At 68.0% G+C, this 20,267-nt stretch carries 20 protein-coding genes; all 20 read left to right on the forward strand.

Annotated elements, in window-relative coordinates; translation table 11 throughout:
• Positions 1–4: 4 nt before the first annotated feature.
• The gene (purN, locus tag H286_RS0100195) at positions 5–586 is read left to right on the forward strand and encodes a phosphoribosylglycinamide formyltransferase (RefSeq protein ID WP_020096641.1); all 582 of its coding nucleotides are present in this window, start codon (positions 5–7) and stop codon (positions 584–586) included.
• 55 nt (positions 587–641) lie between these two features.
• A complete protein-coding gene (gene purH, locus H286_RS0100200) occupies positions 642–2,249 on the forward strand; it encodes a bifunctional phosphoribosylaminoimidazolecarboxamide formyltransferase/IMP cyclohydrolase (RefSeq protein ID WP_020096642.1) in 1,608 nt (535 codons plus the stop codon).
• Between the two features lie 109 nt (positions 2,250–2,358).
• On the forward strand, positions 2,359–3,057 hold the full coding sequence (locus tag H286_RS0100205) for a WXG100-like domain-containing protein (protein WP_020096643.1): 699 nt from the start codon (positions 2,359–2,361) through the stop codon (positions 3,055–3,057).
• A 97-nt stretch (positions 3,058–3,154) separates the two neighbouring features.
• Positions 3,155–3,847 carry a hypothetical protein gene (locus H286_RS0100210; RefSeq protein ID WP_231370859.1) on the forward strand — a complete coding sequence of 231 codons (693 nt, stop codon included), beginning with the start codon at positions 3,155–3,157 and terminating at the stop codon, positions 3,845–3,847.
• A 2-nt stretch (positions 3,848–3,849) separates the two neighbouring features.
• Positions 3,850–4,950 (forward strand): hypothetical protein, encoded by a 1,101-nt coding sequence (locus H286_RS0100215; RefSeq protein ID WP_231370860.1) that lies wholly within the window; start codon positions 3,850–3,852, stop codon positions 4,948–4,950.
• Positions 4,947–5,522, forward strand: a complete 576-nt coding sequence (locus tag H286_RS0100220; protein ID WP_155900274.1) for a hypothetical protein — start codon at positions 4,947–4,949, stop codon at positions 5,520–5,522. The genes H286_RS0100215 and H286_RS0100220 overlap by 4 nt, the downstream gene beginning before the upstream one ends.
• 75 nt (positions 5,523–5,597) lie before the next feature.
• Positions 5,598–6,299 carry a hypothetical protein gene (locus H286_RS0100225; RefSeq protein ID WP_018188882.1) on the forward strand — a complete coding sequence of 234 codons (702 nt, stop codon included), beginning with the start codon at positions 5,598–5,600 and terminating at the stop codon, positions 6,297–6,299.
• A 12-nt stretch (positions 6,300–6,311) separates the two neighbouring features.
• Positions 6,312–6,923: a hypothetical protein gene (locus H286_RS0100230; RefSeq protein ID WP_020096646.1), complete on the forward strand. Its 612-nt coding sequence runs from the start codon at positions 6,312–6,314 to the stop codon at positions 6,921–6,923.
• A gap of 25 nt (positions 6,924–6,948) precedes the next feature.
• Complete coding sequence (locus H286_RS0100235) at positions 6,949–7,821, forward strand: hypothetical protein (RefSeq protein WP_020096647.1); 873 nt, start codon at positions 6,949–6,951, stop codon at positions 7,819–7,821.
• Positions 7,818–9,149 carry an RDD family protein gene (locus tag H286_RS0100240; protein WP_028497329.1) on the forward strand — a complete coding sequence of 444 codons (1,332 nt, stop codon included), beginning with the start codon at positions 7,818–7,820 and terminating at the stop codon, positions 9,147–9,149. The genes H286_RS0100235 and H286_RS0100240 overlap by 4 nt, the downstream gene beginning before the upstream one ends.
• A gap of 55 nt (positions 9,150–9,204) precedes the next feature.
• The gene (locus H286_RS0100245; protein ID WP_020096648.1) at positions 9,205–13,800 is read left to right on the forward strand and encodes an FtsK/SpoIIIE domain-containing protein; all 4,596 of its coding nucleotides are present in this window, start codon (positions 9,205–9,207) and stop codon (positions 13,798–13,800) included.
• An 84-nt stretch (positions 13,801–13,884) separates the two neighbouring features.
• A complete protein-coding gene (locus H286_RS0100250) occupies positions 13,885–14,583 on the forward strand; it encodes a WXG100 family type VII secretion target (protein WP_018188878.1) in 699 nt (232 codons plus the stop codon).
• 36 nt (positions 14,584–14,619) lie between these two features.
• Positions 14,620–15,216, forward strand: coding sequence for a polymorphic toxin type 15 domain-containing protein (locus tag H286_RS0100255; RefSeq protein WP_231370861.1), 597 nt, complete (start codon positions 14,620–14,622; stop codon positions 15,214–15,216).
• Between the two features lie 10 nt (positions 15,217–15,226).
• Positions 15,227–15,787: a GAD-like domain-containing protein gene (locus H286_RS0100260; protein ID WP_018188876.1), complete on the forward strand. Its 561-nt coding sequence runs from the start codon at positions 15,227–15,229 to the stop codon at positions 15,785–15,787.
• Positions 15,788–15,869: 82 nt separating this feature from the next.
• On the forward strand, positions 15,870–16,430 hold the full coding sequence (locus H286_RS0100265) for a GAD-like domain-containing protein (RefSeq protein ID WP_028497330.1): 561 nt from the start codon (positions 15,870–15,872) through the stop codon (positions 16,428–16,430).
• A gap of 36 nt (positions 16,431–16,466) precedes the next feature.
• Positions 16,467–17,027 (forward strand): T6SS immunity protein Tdi1 domain-containing protein, encoded by a 561-nt coding sequence (locus H286_RS0100270; protein WP_020096651.1) that lies wholly within the window; start codon positions 16,467–16,469, stop codon positions 17,025–17,027.
• A gap of 126 nt (positions 17,028–17,153) precedes the next feature.
• Complete coding sequence (locus H286_RS0100275) at positions 17,154–17,714, forward strand: GAD-like domain-containing protein (RefSeq protein WP_020096652.1); 561 nt, start codon at positions 17,154–17,156, stop codon at positions 17,712–17,714.
• A gap of 181 nt (positions 17,715–17,895) precedes the next feature.
• Entirely contained in the window at positions 17,896–18,186 is a 291-nt protein-coding gene (locus H286_RS0100280; RefSeq protein ID WP_231370862.1) for a WXG100 family type VII secretion target, read from the forward strand.
• A 108-nt stretch (positions 18,187–18,294) separates the two neighbouring features.
• On the forward strand, positions 18,295–18,519 hold the full coding sequence (locus H286_RS0100285) for a hypothetical protein (RefSeq protein ID WP_018188871.1): 225 nt from the start codon (positions 18,295–18,297) through the stop codon (positions 18,517–18,519).
• A 7-nt stretch (positions 18,520–18,526) separates the two neighbouring features.
• Positions 18,527–20,206: an ABC transporter substrate-binding protein gene (locus H286_RS0100290; protein WP_020096653.1), complete on the forward strand. Its 1,680-nt coding sequence runs from the start codon at positions 18,527–18,529 to the stop codon at positions 20,204–20,206.
• Positions 20,207–20,267 lie beyond the last annotated feature (61 nt).

Consider the following 20,267-nt stretch of genomic DNA (forward strand, 5'->3'; position numbering starts at 1 on the left):
CCCGGTGCTCACGGTCGCCGTTCTCATCTCGGGCACGGGATCCAATCTGCGTGCTCTCCTGGACGCCGCGAGCGAGCCCGACTTCCCCGCCCGCGTGATCGTCGTCGGAGCCGACCGGCAGGCCGACGGCTTCGCCCACGCCGAGGCCTACGGCATACCGACGTTCATGGTCCCGTTCCAGGAGTTCGACAGTCGCGAGGCGTGGGGCGACGAACTGCTCGCACACCTCGGCGTGTGGAAGCCCGACCTCGTCGTGCTGAGCGGCCTCATGCGACTGTTGCCGGCCGCCGTCGTCGCCGCGTGGGCTCCTCGGCTCATCAACACCCACCCCGCGTACCTACCGGAGTTCCCCGGCGCCCACGGCGTCCGCGATGCGCTCGCCGCGGGAGCATCGCAGACCGGTGCAAGCGTCATCGTCGTGGACGACGGCGTCGACACAGGTCCGATCCTCGCGCAGGAGCGGGTCCCGGTGCTCCCGGACGACACCGAGCACACTCTGCACGAGCGCATCAAGCCGGTGGAGCGGCGCCTGCTCATCGACGTCGTCCGTCGCATCGCGACCGGCGAACTCGCCCTTACCTCCTGACCCGCACCACCCCCTGAACCGACACCCGAACGCCCCCGACTCGAGGAGTTCCCGCATGGCCGGCCCGCAGATCGACCCGTCCCTCTACCGCGCACGCGACATCGTGCCCGTCCGTCGCGCGCTCGTCTCGGTGAGCGACAAGACCGGGCTGCTCGAGCTCGGTCAGGCTCTCGCAGCCGCCGATGTCGAGATCGTCTCGACGGGCGGATCGGCAGCGCTCCTGCGCGACGCCGGCATCGCCGTCAAGGACGTGTCCGAGGTCACCGGCTTCCCCGAGTCGCTCGATGGACGCGTCAAGACGCTGCACCCCAGCGTGCACGCGGGGCTCCTGGCCGACCTCCGCCTGGAGGACCACGAGAGCCAGCTGGGCGAGCTCGGCATCCTGCCCTTCGAGCTCGTCGTCGTGAACCTGTACCCCTTCGTCGAGACGGTCGCCTCGGGCGCCCAGGGCGATGCCGTCGTCGAGCAGATCGACATCGGCGGCCCCGCGATGGTGCGCGCCTCGGCGAAGAACTACGCCAACGTCGCGATCGCCGTCTCGCCCGAGTCGTACCCCGCGATCGTCGATGCCCTCGGGCAGGGCGGCACGACCCTCGCGCAGCGCCGCGAGCTCGCCGCCCGCGCGTTCGCGCACACGGCAGCGTACGATCGCGCGGTCGCGACCTGGTTCGCCGAGGAGACGCTCGACGCCGAGGGCGACCTGCCGCAGCACCTGACGATCAAGGCCGAGCGCCTGGCGACCCTCCGTTACGGCGAGAACTCGCACCAGCGCGCCGCGATCTACTCGCGCGTCGGCGGTCACGGCATCGCGCAGGCGACGCAGCTGCAGGGCAAGGAGATGTCCTACAACAACTACGTCGACGCGGATGCCGCGCTCCGCGCCGCGTTCGACCTCGTCAAGCCCGCGGTCGCCATCATCAAGCACGCGAACCCGTGCGGCATCGCGATCGGCGCACCCCAGGCGCTCGACCCGATCGCCTCCGCGCACCTGCGCGCGCACGAGTGCGACCCCGTGTCGGCTTTCGGTGGCGTCATCGCCGCCAACCGCACTGTCACGCTCAAGATGGCCGAGAACCTCCGCGACATCTTCACCGAGGTCATCGTCGCGCCCGACTTCGAGCCCGAGGCGCTCGAGGTGTTCCGGCTGAAGAAGAACCTCCGGGTCCTGCAGCTCCCCGCCGACTGGCGTCAGGAGCCCATGGACGTCCGCCTCGTCTCGGGCGGCCTCCTGCTGCAGGATGCCGACCGCTTCCCGAACGAGATCGAATCGCTCGTGGACTCGTGGCAGCTCGTGTCGGGGGAGCGCCCCGCGGACAGCGAGCTGGAGAACCTCTCGTTCGCGTGGAAGAGCTGCCGCGCCGTGAAATCCAACGCGATTGTGCTCGCCAAGAACTCGGCGACGGTCGGGATCGGCATGGGGCAGGTCAACCGCGTCGACTCGTGCCGCCTGGCCGTGGAGCGTGCGGGCGAGCGTGCCGCCGGGTCGGTCGCGGCATCCGATGCGTTCTTCCCGTTCGCCGACGGACCGCAGGTTCTGCTGGATGCCGGCATCACGACGATCATCCAGCCGGGCGGATCCGTGCGCGACCAGGAGGTCATCGACGCCGCGCAGGCCGCCGGCGTGACGATGTACTTCACGGGCGAGCGGCACTTCTTCCACTGAGCGGGTCGGTTGGCCACGAATCATAGCGGGTGAGGGGGAGGGCAGTTCTCCCCATCGAAATCGATCGCTCTGATCACCTACTCTCTTGGCGGGAGGTTCCGCTATGGGAATGATGTTGCCGAACGAGCTGATCTGGGTGATGGAGAAGCTCGGGTTCGATTGGCCCGACATCGACGAGGACGAACTGCGCCGCGGCGGCCAGATCATCTCGACGTTCCGGGACGAGCTCGAGAACAAGATCCAGGTGATGGACCGCAAGGTCAACACCGACATCGCCGGCGCTATGCGCGGTCAGGCGGGCCCGGCCTACGTCAGCGCCTGGAACACGAACCGTTCCCAGAACCTCCAGAAGCTCATGGACATCCTCGGGCCCGTCCCGCCGGGTGTCGAGATCGCGGCCGGCGGCGTCACCGCGCTCAAGATCAAGGTCATCGCGGACGTGACCTCCACGATGATCACCCTCGTCGCCATGCTGACGAACCCCGTGACCGCCGTCGGCGCCGGCCCCATGCTCCTCATCAAGAAGAAGCTGCTGAACGCGGCCGTCGACATCGCGGTGGAGCAGGTGCTCAACCAGGTCCTGCCGATGGTCATCGAGCCGCTGGCGAACGAACTCCCGGGCGTCATCATGGCGGCGCTCGACTCGCCGATCGTCGAAGCGGTCGCCGGCGACCCCGACGAGTTCTACGCCGACCTTCAGGCGCTCGAATCCGCTCAGGGCGAGATGGAGCAGCACGCGGCCGACGTCGAGGGTCTCACCGACCGGCTCATGTCCGACCTCGCGAGCCTGAACATCGGAGGCGATTGACGGTGCCGGATCCGGTGACCTCGCATTCCGACCCGGATGCCGCCGTACACAGACGACTGGCGATGAACGATTCGACGGGATTGAACAGATCATGAAGATGGGCGAAGTCATCCGTCCGCTGAAGGACTCGCTGGACGGTGTGCCGGTGCACGTCCGGCAGCTGTCGGACATGTTCCGCAAGCACGGGCAGAAGCAGAACCGCAACACCAGTCGGGTCGACGACCTCGACGCGACGAACGTTCCCGAACCGCTGCGCGACGGCTGGAAGAAGGATTCCTGGCACACCCCGGACCGCGTGGTCGGTTCGGGTAAGCCGAACCGCCCCTATCCGGCGGAGTACCTCGACGCGGACTACATTCAGCAGCACCTGCAGCGCTTCGAGGGCGGTGCGACCCGGTTCTACCGGACCGAGAGCCTGAACAATTACGGCCCCGGCAACCAGGGCACGACGTTCGTCTTCCCGACCTCCGAGATCGACAACATCATCACGCAGGCGGACGGCGACCCGAAGAAGCTCGGCGTCATGCTCGGCCTCGGCGAGAACTTCTTCGTCGACGCCGACGGTAAAGCGGTCGACATCACCCGCGCGGACTTCAACTACGAGGAGATCGTCAACGGCAACCTCCGGATGCCGCGCGGAAACGAGGCGGGCGCGAACGAGGCGTGGATCCCGGGTGGTTATCTGCCTGAAGGCATCCCCGAGGCGGTGCTGAGCACCCACCCCGACGCCGTCAAGGGCGACCCGTCCGCCGGCGGGACGTGGGGTACGTACACGCCGTTCGGGCTGTGAGCGTGGCAGCCGCCTCCGGCGACGTCCGCTACCCCCGTCGGTTCGAGATCTTCCGGTTGGAAGCGCTGGGCGACGCCCCGTTCTTCACCGATGAGGACGCACGGGAGGAGTACGACCAGGGCCGTCGGCTCGCCGTGACGGATGCCGGCTCCCCGCCGACCTGGTACCTCGACATCCTGCCGGGGCAGCAGCGGTTCACGGTCACCTTCTACTCGTCCTACAAGACCCCCATCCGCGAGGTCGTGTGGGAGGCGACGGCCGGCCGCCTTCTCCGGCGACGCGCGCTCGACCTCTTCTACCCCGAAGGGGACCCGAAGCGTCGAGTCCCGTACTCGCAGCTCCTGACGGTCGATCAGCACGGGTACGCCGACGGGGTCGCGCGCATCGAGCGGTCATCGCCGATCGACGAGGATGTGTTCGCGGAGATCACCGTGAGCGAGCAGGAGCGTATCGACGTCCCCGAGTTCGGTGCGTGGTCGGCGCTGATCGCGGCATCCGCTCCGTCCGATGTGAGCCGCTTCGATCTGGACGCGATCGATGCCGCGGAGGAGTACGTGCGGGCCGCGATCGCCGCCGGTGGACCTCTCGCCGTTCCCGGCCGATGGAGTCTCTCCGCGTCCGCGTCGACGGTCCTGGGCACCGTGACCGCTCTCACCGCCTTCGAGCCGACGCCGTCGCTCGTGCCGGTCATCGAGCGCGACGCGGCGAAGATCCTCCCGGTGTTCGTGCAGGGGGCATCCCCACGGCAGTCGGGCCTCGACGCCCGCGAGGAGCAGCGGCGCGTCGACGACCTGGCGTCCGACCTCGCCGGCGCGTTCGAGTATGCGGCGGGACGGCCGATCCCCTTCCCGCTCGACCAGCGGGGCGACGGCCCGGTCGCGGAATACGCGGCATCCCTTCGTGACGCGAATGCGCGAACCGCCCAGTGGTGGACGCTGAACGAGACAGGTGTCGTGGTCGTGCGTTCGGGCGACGAGGATGCCGGTGACCTGGCGCTCGCCGTCCATCTGGTCCCGGCGAGGTGGGTCTCGGGGCGGAGCGGGACGCCGACAGGGCGCGCGCCGGCCGATCTTCGCTGGTCGCGGGCGGAGATCGCCGGGTGACCGCCGCCCCGTCGGGAGGAAGCGGGTGGATCACCGGACACCCGCGCGTGGCCGCCGGCGTGGCGGTTGACGGTGACGGCGTCCTGATGACGGGCGAGCGCATCGTCGGCGCCGCCGAGGAGCTTCTCGTTCGTCCTGGAGCGGAGCTCGAGGAGGGGGAACTGCTCCCGGGAGTGCCCGTGATCCGTCGAGGGGAAGCATGGATCATCCCGCTGTCGTGGCAGCCGCCCGCGGCCAGTGCGCCTGGCAGCGCCCTGCGACGCCGCTCCGAGGACCTGCGTTCGAGCATCCGATCGGCATGCGAGTTCCGCTACGGTTTCGGGATCGTCGCGGACCTCGAGAAAGCTCCTCCCGCCAACCCCTACCTCCGAGAGCTCCGACGTCAGGGAGCGCGGTTCGCCGGGTGGTGGGCGACGGAGGGCAAGGCTCTCGTCCTCGTCGTGCACGGTGCCCCCGTTCCCGAGCCCGTGTCGGCTGCCGCCCTGCACGTCGTTCCGCTGGGCTGGGTCTCCGACGCGCGGCCCGCACGGCGGGTGCCGGAGGTCGATGTCGGATGGAGCGGGCCCTTCTAGACGGGCAGCCGGTTGATACGCAAGACCTATGTGCCCTCCAACGGGCGTGGTTAGCATCTTCAGCAGGGGGGATACATGGGAATCGGAGAAGTCATCCGGCCGCTCAAGAACTCGCTGGACGGGGTTCCCGTTCACGTTCGGCAGCTCGCCGAGATGTTCCGCAAGCACGGTCAGAGGCAGGGGGACAACACCGCTCGCGTGACCGATCTCGATGCCACCGATGTCCCGGAGGCCCTCCGGAACGGGTGGAAGGGCGACTGGACGCCGAGCGACGTCGTCAAAGTGCCTCAGGGGCAGCGACCGCATCCGTCCGAGTACCTCGACGCGGAGTACATCCGTCAGCATCTCGATCAGTTCTCCGACGGTGCGACCCGCATCTACAAGAAGCCCAGCCTCGACGGCTATGGGCCGGGTAACAACTCCGGGCCGGACGGCAGGAACACGACCTACGTGTTCCCGACCGACAAGCTGGGCGACGTCATCCGCGCGGCCGATGGCGACCCCGTCAAGCTGAGCGACGCGCTGGGATTGCCGAAGGACTTCTTCGTCGGTGCGGAAGTGGAGCTTCGCGATTTCGCGCCGCACGAACTCGACGGACTCACGGTCCCCACGGGCAACGAGGGTGGAACGGATCTCGAAAAGTGGATTCCTGGGGGCTACCTGCCCAGCGGTATCCCCGAAGCCGTGATCGATATCCCGGAGACGGCCACCGGCCTCAACAACGGCGGATTCGACCCGTCCTATTGGCCGGGTACCCCGCGTCATTTCGAGCTGTAGGCGGACACCCTCATGCGTGATGACACCGACCTCTGGCGGGGCCGGTCCGAAGCTTTCGGGCCGGCGTCCGCCGTCGGCGGCGCGGTTCTCCCTCACGAGGGGAGAACCGCACTGCAGGCGCCCGACGGGCTTCCGGCCGCGGTCTTCCGCGCGGATGTCGACGGGTGGGCGACCCCGTCCACGCCGGTCCTCGTCCGCGGACGAGCGAAGATCCTGCCGCTCGCGTGGTCCGGCGACCCGACGGCATCCGTCCGTACCGTCGACACGGCCGAGATCGATGCCCTCGCCGAGCAGATGCTCGCCGCCGGCATGCACTGGGCCGGCAACTGGCGCGTGCTCGAGCTCGTGGAGCGGCGAAGCGACAGCATCGGCTCATACGCCGACGCCCTCCGCACGGCGGGGGCGACCCGGGTGGATTGCTGGACGTACTCGCATGAGGTGGGGCTCTCGCTCGTCTGGGCGGGGAGAGCGGATGCCGGCACGGCATCGCTCGCGCTCCACGTCGTCCCGGCGTCGTGGGTGTCCGAGCCGCGTGCAGGCAAACCGGTGAAGAACATCGACGTGCGATGGTCGTGGCACGACGTCGTCGGACTTTTCGAGCACGACCGAGGATTTAGTCTGTGAGCAAGCTGATGAGAGGGCTGGACCAATGAGTGCTGTCGACGGAATCGCCACCGATGTGACCCTTCGGATCTACGGTGCGAGCGAGCTCGGCGTGCTGTCGCAGACCGCTCCCGGCGCCGCCCACCCCCGCGTGGAGTACGTCGGCGGCGAGGTGTTCGTCGGGCTCGATCACCGCGACGGCAACGCCCCCGTCACCCAGGGTGAGACCGACGGGGCGGATGCGGACTTCCGCGATGCCGTGCGTTGGGCGATCTCCGCTGCGGGCGACAGCCCCGTCGAGGGAGCGAGCTCACTCGTCATCACCGAGGAGGCGCTCGCCGCCGCCATGCTTCTCGACCCCTCGCGACTCGCGGGTGCGGGTCTGTCCGGGGCGCCGGTGGCGTTCCCCTATGCGCGGGATCGCGTCATCATCGTGGGCGCGGACGACGACACCGCGATCGGGCGCGTTCTCGACGTCGCCGAGCAGCTGTACGAAGCGGAGCAGCCGCTCGTCAGCGCGCACCCGATCGTCCTGACCGACGACGGTTGGGCGCCGTTCCCGTGGCGCGAGCGTCTGCCCGAGCTGGAGATGCGCTTCGAGCGGGTGCTGCGTCTGTTCTCGGTGCGCGCATACGACGTGCAGACGGCCGCGTTGCAGCGCCCCGACGTGCACATCGCTCCTGCGAAGATCCAGGTCCTCGAGTCCGGCGTGACGACGACCTTCGCGGCATGGCCGCAGGGCACCGCGACACTGCTTCCCGTGGTCGACAACGTCATCATCGCCGACCCCGCGGGCACCCTCAGCGTCGCGACGATGACCGAGTTCCTCGACGCCGCCGGCGATGCGGTGATCCGGACCGGACTGTCACCCGCTCGCTACTTCGTGCCGGGTGACGAACCGGACGCCTCGCAGGCATGATCTGGGAGATCGATCAGCCCGAGGACCGACCCGACGGCGTTGACGCCCTCGGACGGCCCGATCCGGCGTACGCCGCGGCCCTGGGGCTCATCCGTGCCCCGTTCGGCCGTCGGTCGATGGCGTACGTCATCGACATGCTCGTCTGGGTCGTGCTGCAGCTTCCCCTGTGGCTGGGGGCGCTGCCCCTGCTGATGAAGCTCGCGACCGGCTCGATCTCGCCCTATGGCCTCGTCAACCATCCCGACTTCGTGCTGGCCGCTGTCATGGCGGCCGTCTCGGTCGCTCTCTCGCTCGCGCTCACGATCGTCCAGTGGATCCTGCAGGCGCGCCGCGGACTGACGATCGGCAAGGGGTTCATGGGACTTCGCAGCGTCAACGTCCGCACCCTGGAGCGACCCGGCGCGGGTCCTGTCCTCCTCCGTGCTCTCATCGTCGGGGCGGCCGGCATCATCCCGGTCATCGGCACGGCCGTCATCCTCGCCTCGCCGACCTTCGATTCGACGGAGCGCGGGCGGGGCTTCCACGACCGCGCTGCACGGATGTGGCTCGTCGACGTCAAGCTCGGGCTGAACCCGTACGACGAGAAGCGGATGCGGATCGCCCGGAAGGCGGTGAAGGCGGAACCCGTGCGCGAGCGCGCCGAGCGCCCCTCGTTGGCCACCTCGACGCGTCCCGGCACCACTCCCGAGTACCGGCCGGGCAACCGCATCAGCGCCGGTGTCCTCGGCGTCGTTCGGTCGAAGGACGGCACCCCCGATGCGGGGAAGGATGCCGCGCCTGCGCCTGCGGCAGGATCGGCCCCGGTCATCGACGCCGCCCCCGGTGTCGACGAATCGCGACGCACCCCGTTGCCAGATCGCGGGACCTTCGTACCCGCGGAACCGGTCGGTGGTCCCGAGGCGGCTGTCGCCGTGCCGACGTCCGCCCCCGCCGAAGCCCCGGCTCCGGCTGTCGCGCCTGCGCCCGTATCGCCGTCGCAGCCGGAACCTGCGCCTGCGCCCGCGTCCCGGATCGGCCTTCGCTTCGACACGGGGGAGACCGTCGTCCTGTCGACGGCGCTCCTCGTCGGACGCGATCCCGACCCCGCGTCCACCCCCGGGGCCGAACCGACCCGGCTGACCGACGAGAGTCGGTCGCTGTCGAAGACCCACGCACTGCTCGTCCCGACGCGAGGCGGCCTCGAGCTCATCGACCGCGGGTCGACCAACGGCAGCGCCGTCATCCATGCGGGTGCGGAGACGCCGGCGGTCCCCGGTGTCGCCCTGCCTGCCGCCGTCGGAGACACCGTCCGTCTCGGCGACCGCCTCGCTGAGATCGTCGTGTTGTGATCGTCTTGCCCGCCCCCGTCGAACGAACGCGACCCCATCCCTTCGGAGAAGACTCATGCGGCTGAAGCTCACCCTGCACCGGCAGGGCAACGACCCCGTCGACATCGTCGTGACGGCAGACTCGACCGCGACGGTCGGCGACGTCGCCCGCTACATCGCGGCGTCCGATCCGATGCGGACCACGACCTTCGCAGAGGACGACGTCCTCACTCTGTCGGTCGCGCCGCCCACGGCCTCGCGCGCCGTGGAGCTGCCGCACGACCTGCCGATCGGTGAAGCGCCCATCGGGTCGGGATTCGCGGCATCCATCGTCAACTACGGGGCCGGGTACATCAAGGCCGGTCGCGGCGAGACGGTCGGCATCCTCAGAGCTCTCGCGGGGCCGCTCGCCGGGCAGGAGTTCGCGCTGTCAGCGGGTCACGTGTCCATCGGCCGCGACCCGAGCAATGACGTCGTACTGGCCGACCCGCTGGTCTCCAAGCGGCATGCCCGCCTCGAGGTCGGGACGTACGCCGAGGTCGTCGACCTGAACTCCGCCAACGGCGTGCTCGTCGAAGGCGTCGAGGTGCAGCGTGTCCGCGTCGAGGACGGTCGTCCGTTCGTCATCGGCAACACGACCCTCGCGGTGTACCTGACCCGTTCGTGGGACGGGGCGGCGATCGAGGATCCGGTCATCGAGCGCGGCGGAGGCCTGCTCTTCAACCGCAGCCCTCGCGTCGAGGTGCGGTACCCGGGGACCCGTTTCAAGCCCCCCCGCCTGCCCACCGAGAAGATCGGCAAGATCTTCCCGTGGCCGATCATGGTCGCGCCGATCCTCATGGGTGCTGCCCTCTTCGCGCTCAACGGCAACCCCCGCTCCCTGCTGTTGATCGTCATGACCCCGCTCATGGCGTTCGGCAACCTGATCAACCAGTCGGTGCAGAGCCGCAAGAGCGAGGACCACGAGCGGCTGCTGTTCGAGCGTCAATTCGAGCAGCTCGAAGAGGATCTCTTCCGCGGCAAGCCTGAGGAGGAAGCAGCGCGCGACGCGGAGGTGCCGGCCGTGGCCGACGTCTTCGAAGAGGCCATGCGCCTCGGTCCGCTCCTGTGGACCAGGCGTCCCGAGCACTGGAACTTCCTCGCGCTGCGTCTCGGCACCTGCTCGCTTCCGGCTCGCAACGGGATCGACGACGCCGAGACCCCCGACGGACTCCCCGAGTACATCGACCGTGTCGATCGGCTGCGGCTGCGCTACGCGACGGTCGACAACGTCCCCGTCTTCGAGACCTTCCCCACTGCCGGATCCATCGGCATCGCCGGCCCGCGCGCCCTCGTCGCCGACGTCATGCGCGGCGTCGCCGTGCAGGTCTTCGGGCTGCACGCCCCGAACGACGTGGTCACTGTGGCTTTCTCGGATTCGTCATGGACATCAGAGCTCGAATGGCTCAAGTGGCTCCCGCACACGTCCGCCGAGCGGAGTCCGTTCCGCGGCGCGGCGCTCGCCGATTCCGCCCCGAGTGGCGCGGCCCTCCTCAACTCGCTCGAGGAGTACGTGCGGCGCGCCGCCGGCGGCGGCGCCGGTGCACCCCGCGGACCGTTCAAGGACGACTGGAACCCGCTGCTGTACGGCACCGATGTGGCCCGCGCCGCGGAGGACCGCACCAAAACGCCTCCCGTGTCCGTCATCGTGTTCGTCACCGGGGATGCACCGGTCGACCGAGGTCGACTGACGGATGTGCTCGAGAGGGGCGCCGACCACGGGGTCCACGCCATCTTCATCTCCGAGACCGTCGAGTCGCTTCCCGCCGTCTGCCGCAGTTTCATCGAACTCACGTCGGACCTCGGTGACGCACGCGTCGGTCTCGTGCGCAACGGCGAGAGCTTCGAGCATGTCGCCGTGGAGGGCGTCTCGAACGCGTACATGGAGATGTTCGCGCGGCGGCTGGCCCCGGTCGTCGATGCGAGCACCGTGGTGCACGACGCATCCGACATCCCGAACGCGGTCATGTTCCTCCAGCTCATCGACCCGGCCATCGCCGAGAACCCGAACGCCGCCATCGAGCGCTGGCGGCAGAACAACACGATCCTCGACCGCACCCCGACGCCACGGCCACGGCTCAAGAAGGCGGGCACGCTCCGCGCCATCATCGGCCAGGGGCCGAGCGATGCGATGGCCCTCGACCTCCGCACGCAGGGCCCGCACGCCCTCGTCGGCGGGACGACCGGATCGGGCAAGTCCGAGTTCCTGCAGGCGTGGGTGCTCGGGATGGCTGCGGCGCACAGTCCCGACCGCGTCACGTTCCTCTTCGTCGACTACAAGGGCGGGTCGGCATTCGCGGACTGCGTCGACCTGCCGCACTGCGTCGGTCTCGTGACCGACCTCAACCCCCACCTCGTCCGCCGTGCTCTCACCAGCCTCCGCGCCGAGCTGCAGCACCGCGAGCACCTGTTGAACCGCAAGAAGGCCAAGGACCTTCTCGAACTCGAGAAGCGCCAGGACCCCGAATGTCCGCCCTCGCTCGTCCTGGTGATCGACGAGTTCGCCGCGCTCGCGTCCGAGATGCCCGAGTTCGTGGACGGCGTGGTCGACATCGCCCAGCGCGGCCGCTCCCTCGGCATCCACCTCATCATGGCGACCCAGCGCCCCGCCGGCGTCATCAAGGACAACCTCCGGGCGAACACCAACCTGCGCATCGCGCTCCGAATGGCGGATGAGGCAGACTCGCGCGACGTGGTCGACGACGACGTCGCGGCGAGCTTCCCGGCATCCGTCCCCGGTCGTGCGATCGCGAAGACCGGACCGGGCCGACTCGTCCCCTTCCAGTCCGCGTACACCGGCGGGTGGACCAGCCAGGAGGAGACCACGGTCGCCGAGGTGCGCGTGGCCGAGTTGCGCTTCGGTGCAGCCCCCGAGTGGGAGCCGGACCGTCCCGCCGAGTCGGACTCCCACGAGGAGGACCTGGGCCCGAACGACCAGAAGCGCATCGTCTCGACGCTCGTCGCCGCGCGCGAGCTCGCCGAGCTGCCGCTCCCGCGACGTCCGTGGCTCGACGACCTCTCTCCGCTCGTCGACCTGGCGGATCTCGAGAACGACGGCGATACCCGCATCCCGATCGCCCTCATGGACGTCCCCGAGAAGCAGATGCAGGAATCGGCGGCCTTCGTCCCCGATCGCGACGGCTCCCTCGTCGTGTACGGCACGTCGGGGTCGGGCAAGTCGACCGTCCTCAAGACGATCGGCACCGCCGCGGGCATGCGACCGGACCGCGGCCGCGTGAACGTGTACTGCCTCGACTTCGCCACCGGTGCCCTCGGCGCGCTGTCGGCGCTGCCGCACGTCGGATCGGTCGTCGACGGGTCCGACGTGGAGCGCATCCAGCGCCTGTTCCGCACCCTCGACAGCGAGATGGACCGGCGGGCGACGGCGTTCTCGGCCGCGAGCGCGGCGACGCTGCAGGAGTACCGCGAGATCGCGGATCCGAACCTCCCGCGCATCATCCTCCTCATCGACAACTTCCCCGAGTTCAAGAAGGACTGGGAGGTCGCCCCCGGGCGCGGGCCGTTCTACCGCACCTTCATGCGGATCCTCGGCGAAGGCCGCACGCTCGGTGTGCACACGGTGCTGACCGCGGACCGCGGCAACGCGGTGCCGAGCGCGGTCGCCTCGAACATCCCGCGCAAGGTCGTGCTGCGCATGGGCGACCCGTCGCAGTACATGCTGCTGGGCACGCCCCGTGACGTGCTGGACGAGCAGTCCGCCCCCGGTCGCGCGGTGATCGACGGTCACGAAGCGCAGATCGCCGTCCTCGGCGGCACATCGAACGCGGTGGAGCAGACGAAGGCGCTCGGTGTGCTGGGCGAGAAGCTCCGCGCCGAGGGCGTGCGGGATCTGCCCGAGATCGGCGCGCTGCCCACTGCGGTGCCCGCGTCCGACATGCCGGCACGGGCCGATGGGATGCCGGTGTTCGGCGTCGCGGACGACACCCTCTCGGCCCATGGGTTCGAGCCGATCGGTTCGTTCGTGATCTCCGGGCCCCCGGCATCCGGTCGCACCAACGGCCTCAAGTCGCTCGTCATGGCGATGGAGCGCTTCGACCCGGGCGTGCAGCTGTACCACTTCGGCAGCCGCAGGTCCGAGCTCAAGGACTTCCGTCCATGGGTGAAGAGCGCCACGCGCCCCGACGACGAGAAGGAGCTCGCGACCGAGCTGACGGAACTCGTCACGCGGGAGCTGTCGGAGGGCCGCATCCTGATCGTCATCGAGGACATGCCTCACCTGTCGGACGGACCGGCGGACCGCCCTATGCGAGCGCTCCTGCAGGCCATGAACGACAGCGAGCACATGCTCATAGGCGAGGCCGAGATCTCGCGCGCGAGCGGCAGCATCGGCGTCCTCGGCGAGTGGAAGGCCGGCAGGCAGGGCATCGTGCTCAAGCCCGACACGTACGACGGCGAGGCGATCTTCAAGACACCGTTCGGTCGTGTCAAGCGGTCGGACTTCCCCGTCGGGCGCGGCATCTTCGTGCAGGCGGGTCGCGCCGTCACCGTGCAGATGCCGCTCGTCGCCGACGTCGCGCCTGCCGCGGAACCGGTCGTCAGCGTTCCGACGACGCGTGCCGCGGCTCGCGAAGCGGTGACGGCGGATGCCGCGGGCACGACGCTGGGGGCATAACCCTCGATCGAAACGGGGACTTCTCCCCATGTACGTGGCGACGAGTCTTTTCTACTCTCGATAGGGAGGTGATGCGCTGTGGGCATGATGCTGCCGAACGAACTGATCTGGGTGATGGAGAAGCTCGGATTCGAATGGCCCGACGTCGACGAGGACGAACTGCGACGCGGTGCGCAGATCGTCTCCCACTTCCGGGACGACCTCGAGGACTCCCTGCAGGCCATCGACCGGAAGGTGAACGGCGACCTGGCAGCGGCGATGCGGGGCCAGGCGGGGCCTGCGTTCGTGTCGGCGTGGAACACCAACCGGTCGCAGAATCTGCAGAAACTCGTCGACCTGCTGGGGCCTGTTCCGCCCGGGATGGACATCGCCGCCGGCGTCGTGCTGGGACTCAAGATCAAGGTCATCGCCGACGTCACGACGACGATGATCGCGCTGGTCGGCATGCTCACGAACCCGGTCACCGCGGTCGGTGCCGGCCCCATGCTCATCATCAAGAAGAAGCTCTTGAACGCCGCGGTCGACATCGCCATCGAGCAGGCGCTGAACCAGATCCTGCCGACGGTCATCGAGCCGCTCGCCGATGAATTGCCCGCTGTTGTCATGGCGGCGCTGAACGCTCCCGTCGTCGAGGCCGTGGCCGGCAACCCAGACGAGTTCTACGCCGACCTGCAGGCGCTCGAGCAGTCCGAGGAGGAGCTCGATCTGCGCGCTGCCGACATCGAATCGTTGATGGACCGGCTCATGGCCGACCTCGCCGGACTGAACATCACGGGGGACTGACACATGGCTCGAGTCGGAGACGAACTCATCAAGCCGATGCTGCGGGCGCTGGACGACATCCCGGTCCACGGTCGGCAGCTCGGCGAGATGGTGCGAGGCTTGCGCGGCAAGCAGCGACGCAACCGCGACGGTGTCGAAGACATCGACACGTTCGATGTCACCTTGCGTCCGTTCAAGCGGAACAAGAAGCACGACCCGGTCGAGTACGACCGCCAGTACAACGAGCAGATGGACGCCCTGCAGCAGATGCCGCTGTCCGACTGGCTCCGCAACCGCACCGAATACCTGCAGAACGGCCGCACGCCCGACTCGCTCCGGGCGCAGGAGAACGCTCGCGCGGCTGCGCTCAAGGCAAAGATCTTGGAGCTTCGTGAGCAGGGCCAGAGCCGATCCGAAGCTGCGGAGAATGCGTCATCATGGCTTGCGACGCAAGCTGCCACTCACAGGCTGGACGGCATCGCGGGGGGCAACGTCACTGACATCTCCGGTGTCGGCGACGCTCGCATCAACTCGTCGCTGGGGTCTCAATGGCGGTCTCGCGTGGGTGACATCGACGCCGCCGTCGTCCGGTTCATCCAATCTCATCCGGGGGCGGACCTCTCCGATGTCTACATGAATGTCACCTTCAGATAGGTTGAAAACCATGGTCCAGATCGAAGATTTCGTCGCGCACTCGCCGGTCTCGCAGGAAGTCATAGCCGCGTATCGCGACCGAGTTCCCTCGGAGATCGTCGAGATCTGGGAGCAGTACGGCTACGGCACGTTCGGTGAGGGGTTCATCCGCGTGATCAACCCTTCAGTGTTCGAGGCTGAGCTCGGTGATCGGATCGGGAAAACTCAGGGCGACGGCATCGCGATCCCCGTCATGGTGACCGCCCTGGGCGATCTCATCACCTGGGAGCCGAGCGTCGATTCACTCGTTGCGATTCTCTTCCGGAAGTTCGAAACGGTGGGTCTGGGTTCGCCCAAGACCTTCCTCGGCCTAACTCGCCTCGACGGGGCGGAGCACCTGGAAGAAGAATTCGCGTGGGACCCCTACCCGGAGGCAGTCGCCCGTCATGGGGCCGTGGAGTTCGACGAGTCATTCATCTTCGTCCCGCTGCCGTCGTTGGGTGGTGCGGGCACGGTCGATACTCTGCAGAAACGCCCCACGCTCTCGGCTATTCAGGTAATGGTCGATCTGCAGGGTCCCATCGGCCACTGAATTCGACCGCCCCGGGTCGAGGCTGTCCGCTGGCTCGAGTCGGCGACGAAACCACCATCGTCATCGTCGATAGGTTGTGGGGATGATCGAGTTGGCTGACTTCGTCGAGCATGCACCTGTCGAACCCGACGTTGTCGCCGCGTATCGCGATCGGGTACCCCCGGAACTGGTCGAGGTTTGGGAACAGTACGGATACGGCACGTTCGGTGAGGGTTTCATCCGCGTCATCAATCCCGCCGTCTACGAGGCGGAGCTGGGGGACCGGCTCGGCAAGACCCAGGGCGACGGTATCGCGATCCCCGTCATCTTCACCGGTCTTGGCGATGTGATCACCTGGGAACCCAGTATGGGCGGCCTGATCGCGCTGATGTTCCGTAGCAATCGAGGCGCGGGTTTGGGTAAGGTGTCCAGCTTCCTGACCTTGACGCGTGCAGGCGGCGCGCGTCACCTTGCCCGTGTTCTGGACTGGGATGTATTCCCACAAGCGGTTGCGACGCAGGGCGTACCGGACTTCGACGAATCGTTCATCTTCGTGCCGCTGCCTTCCATGGGTGGTCCGGGCACAGTCGACACTTTGCAGAAGCGGCCGACGATCTCCGCCATCCAGGTCATGGTCGATCTCCAAGGGCCCATCGGTCACTGATCGACCACATCTGGGTTCTTCCCTAGGTTGGAAACCATGGTAGAGATCGCAGATTTCGTCCCGCATGCTCTGGTGGAGCCGGAAGTGATCGCTGCGTACCGTGACCGGGTTCCCGCAGAGATCGTCGAGATCTGGGAGCAGTACGGTTACGGCACGTTCGGGGAAGGCTTCATCCGCGTCATCAACCCTGGCGTGTACGAGGCGGAGCTCGGCGACCGCATCGGTAAGACACAGGGTGGCGGGATAGCGATCCCCGTCATGGTGACCGGTCTCGGTGACCTGATCACGTGGGAGCCGAGTCTCAACGGGCTCGTCGTACTCATGTTCAGGAGCAACCGCGGGACGGGGATGGGCAAAGCCGCTACTTTCCTCGGTCTGTTGATGCTGGACGGCTCGGATTACTTGTCGGAGAAGTTCGGGTGGGATGTCTTCCCTGAGGCGGTCCAGCAGCAGGGGGCGCCCGCATTCGACGAGTCGTTCATCTTTGTTCCCCTTCCTTCCTTGGGTGGACCTGGCACGGTCGACACCCTGCAGAAGCGTCAGACGCTGTCGGCTATCCAGGTCATGGTCGACCTGCAGGGTCCCATCGGGCACTGATCGGCCACAGTCGGATGAAGGAAGCTGTTCGCCTCGCCGGTCCGCGCCGGGCAGTGCCCGGACACCGAGCGCGAACGCCGCGGGGTGGGGTCTCCGCAACGACGGTCTTCGGTTAGCTTGAGGGACATGGTCGAGATTGCTGACTTTGTTCCGCACGCGCCGGTCGAGCCCGAGGTCATCGCGGCCTACCGGGAGAGGGTTCCCGCAGAGATCGTCGAGATCTGGGACACGTACGGGTACGGCACTTTCGCTCACGGTTTTCTTCGAGTGATCAATCCCGCGGTCTACGAGGCTGAACTCGGCGACCGAATCGGCAAGACCCAGGGTGACGGTGTGGCGATCCCCGTCATGGTCACTGGGCTGGGAGATCTCATCACCTGGGAACCCAGTCTGGGTGGACTTGTGGGTCTCATCTTCCGCGAGAACAGAGGCGTCGGCCTGGGGGACGTGGATTCATTCCTTCTTCTCACCGAGGCGGTGGGCTTGGACCATTTGGCCGCGGAGTTCAACTGGGGCGTCTTCCCCGAAGCGGTTGCGACGCAGGGCGCACCGGACTTCGACGAGTCGTTCATCTTCGTTCCCTTGCCATCCCTGGGCGGCCCGGGCACGGTCGACACACTTCAGAAACGCCCGACCCTCTCAGCGATCCAGATGATGGTCGACCTACAAGGCCCCATCGGGCACTGAGCGCACGCTCGGAATTGCGCTGTCGATCAGCGCTTCGGCGCGGGGGAGCGACCGGCCCGACGAGCGATTGTCAAGAGGGGACTTCTCCCCATGGGGTGGGAGAGACCTCTTCGCTAGCATCGTTCACGCGGGGGAGGAAACGGGTTCTCCGTACCACGACGAAACGCTGGGAGGCGGGTTCATGGCTCACGATTTTGGTGCAACATACAGCGAGATGGAGAGCGCGGCGCAGCGCCTGCGCGATGGTCGTCAGACTGTCACCGACACGCTGAAGGAACTCCAGGGCATCATCGATGACCTGGTGCAGGACGGCTTCAAGACCGAGAACGCGTCCGAGGCCTACTCGACCGCCTACTCGGAGCTCACGACGTCGCTCGACGACGCCGCTGAGGCCGTCAACGACATGGCTCAGGCGCTCGACCGCATGGCGGACCGCATCCGCGACACGGACGCCGAGCTCGCCGGCGGTTGATCCCTCCACACGCTCACGGGCCGCGATGCGATCTCATGATCCGCATCGCGGCCCGTCGCCTGTGTTCACGATGATTAGGATCAGGATGACGAACGGAGTGTCGCGACGATGACCACCTCGCAGACCTACTGGTACAACCTCTCCACCCAGTCCGTGGTGCGCGACGATCAGCGCCCCTCCGAGGACTGCCTGGGCCCGTTCGCCACCGCGGCAGAGGCCGAGGATTCGCCCGCCGTGCTCATCGAGTACGCGAAGAGCTGGCTCGAGAGCGAAGAGAGCGAGCCGTACCGTCAGATGGCGGCGGAACTCGACGACGACATCGATCGCGCCTGACGCGCGCATGCGTGCTTCCCGCCGCGGAGCGGTCGCTGTTCTCGCTGTTGCCGCCCTTGCCCTGAGCGCCTGCGCGCCCGCACTGCCACCGTCGGTCGTCCCCGACAGCAGCGTCACCGTCGGGTGGGGAGGCCGGCTCACCTCGTTCAACGCCGCGACCGACCCCACAGCAGCCAACCGCGACATCGCCGCGGCGACGCGCTCAGCCTTCGGTCATATGGTCGATGGGGAAGTCGTCCCGGACGAGTCGTTCGGCACGGCGAAGATCGTGGGCAAGGACTCCTTCACTGTCCGGTACGACCTGAAGGAGCCGCTCTGGTCCGACGGCATCCCGCTGGACGCCGCCGACCTCGTGCTGGGATGGGCGGCATCCGTCGGTCTTCTCACGAAGGACGGCCCCACGGATGCGGCGCTGAAAGCCGCGCGGCCGAAGGTCGACGAGTTCGCTCGCGCAATCGACGTCACCTACCCCGCCCCCACCATCTCGTGGCAGACCGCGATCGCCGCTGACGTGCCGGCGCACACCGTGGGGATGCGCGCCTTCGATCTCGACGACCCGATGGAGGCGAAGCAGGCCGTCATCCGGGCGGTGCTCGACCGGGACACAACGGCTCTCGCCGCCATCTCGGACGTATGGAACACGGATTTCGCTCTCACGGACGGCAAGCTCTCGCCGACGATGGCGCTCTCGAGCGGCCCGTACGTCGTCTCGAAGGTCTCCGACGAGGGGGCGAGTGTCACGCTGACGCCGAACCCTCAATACCGCGGAGCGGCGGTGCCGCAGGTCGCCGACGTCGCGCTCGTCCCTCGCGGGGACGACCCTCTCGCTGCCGTCGGGAAATCCCTCGACATCCTCTCGTTCACGCCGACTCCCGCTGACCGCACGCCGGTGAAGCAACTCGAGCGGCGAGACTTCGGGGCGCAGACGACGAACGACGGCACGATCTGGACCGTCCTCCTCAGCACCGACGCGGTCTTCTCCTCGCGCAACGCCCGCGCGGCCTTCTTGCGCGCCATCCCCGCGGACGACATGGTCGCCGCCGGCGCGGGTGAGTGGTCGCAGTCGTATCCGAAGACGACGTCGATGGTCACGGCCCCGGGTTCGCGGGCGTTCGAGATCGTCACTGAGGATTCCGGTTTCGCGAAGACGATCGGCACTCCCGCGGACGACGCCGCCGTCGATCGTGCTGCCGCCGGTGTCCGCGGCGGTGCCCGGGTGTGCGTGCTCTACGACCGAAAGAGCGGATTCGCGAAGGGCGCCTTCACAGCCCTGAAAGCCGGCATCGCCGAGGCCGGCTGGAACGCCGTCGACTGCGCGACGGATGACCTGGATGCCGCGCAGAAGGCGTCGGGATGGGATGCCGTCATCCGGCGCGTCCGCGTTCCCCAGACACCCCAGCAGATCGCGAGCCAGTGGAGCACCACGGGCTCCTCGAGCCTCGTCGGTCGGGTCGATCCGAAGCGCGACGAGCTGATCGCCACACTCCAGCAGACGGTGGACGTCTACGACGCGCGCGACCTGCTGGCGAAGATCGAGTCGACGATCGTGTCGGACGCGGTCGCCCGACCGCTGGCCGCGGTCCCGCGTCTGACGATCTCCGCGCCCCGCGTGACCGGCGTCACGGTGCGCGACGGCGACGACGCTCCGGTGCTCTCCGGGATCTCGGGGTGGACGCCCTCGGGGTGAGCCGCCGCATCCCGCCGTCGTGTCCGATTTCCGCGAGTCGATGTCGGGCGGTCGTGTCAGG

Source organism: Microbacterium sp. 11MF (genome assembly GCF_000383475.1).
GTDB classification, from domain to species: domain Bacteria; phylum Actinomycetota; class Actinomycetes; order Actinomycetales; family Microbacteriaceae; genus Microbacterium; species Microbacterium aquilitoris.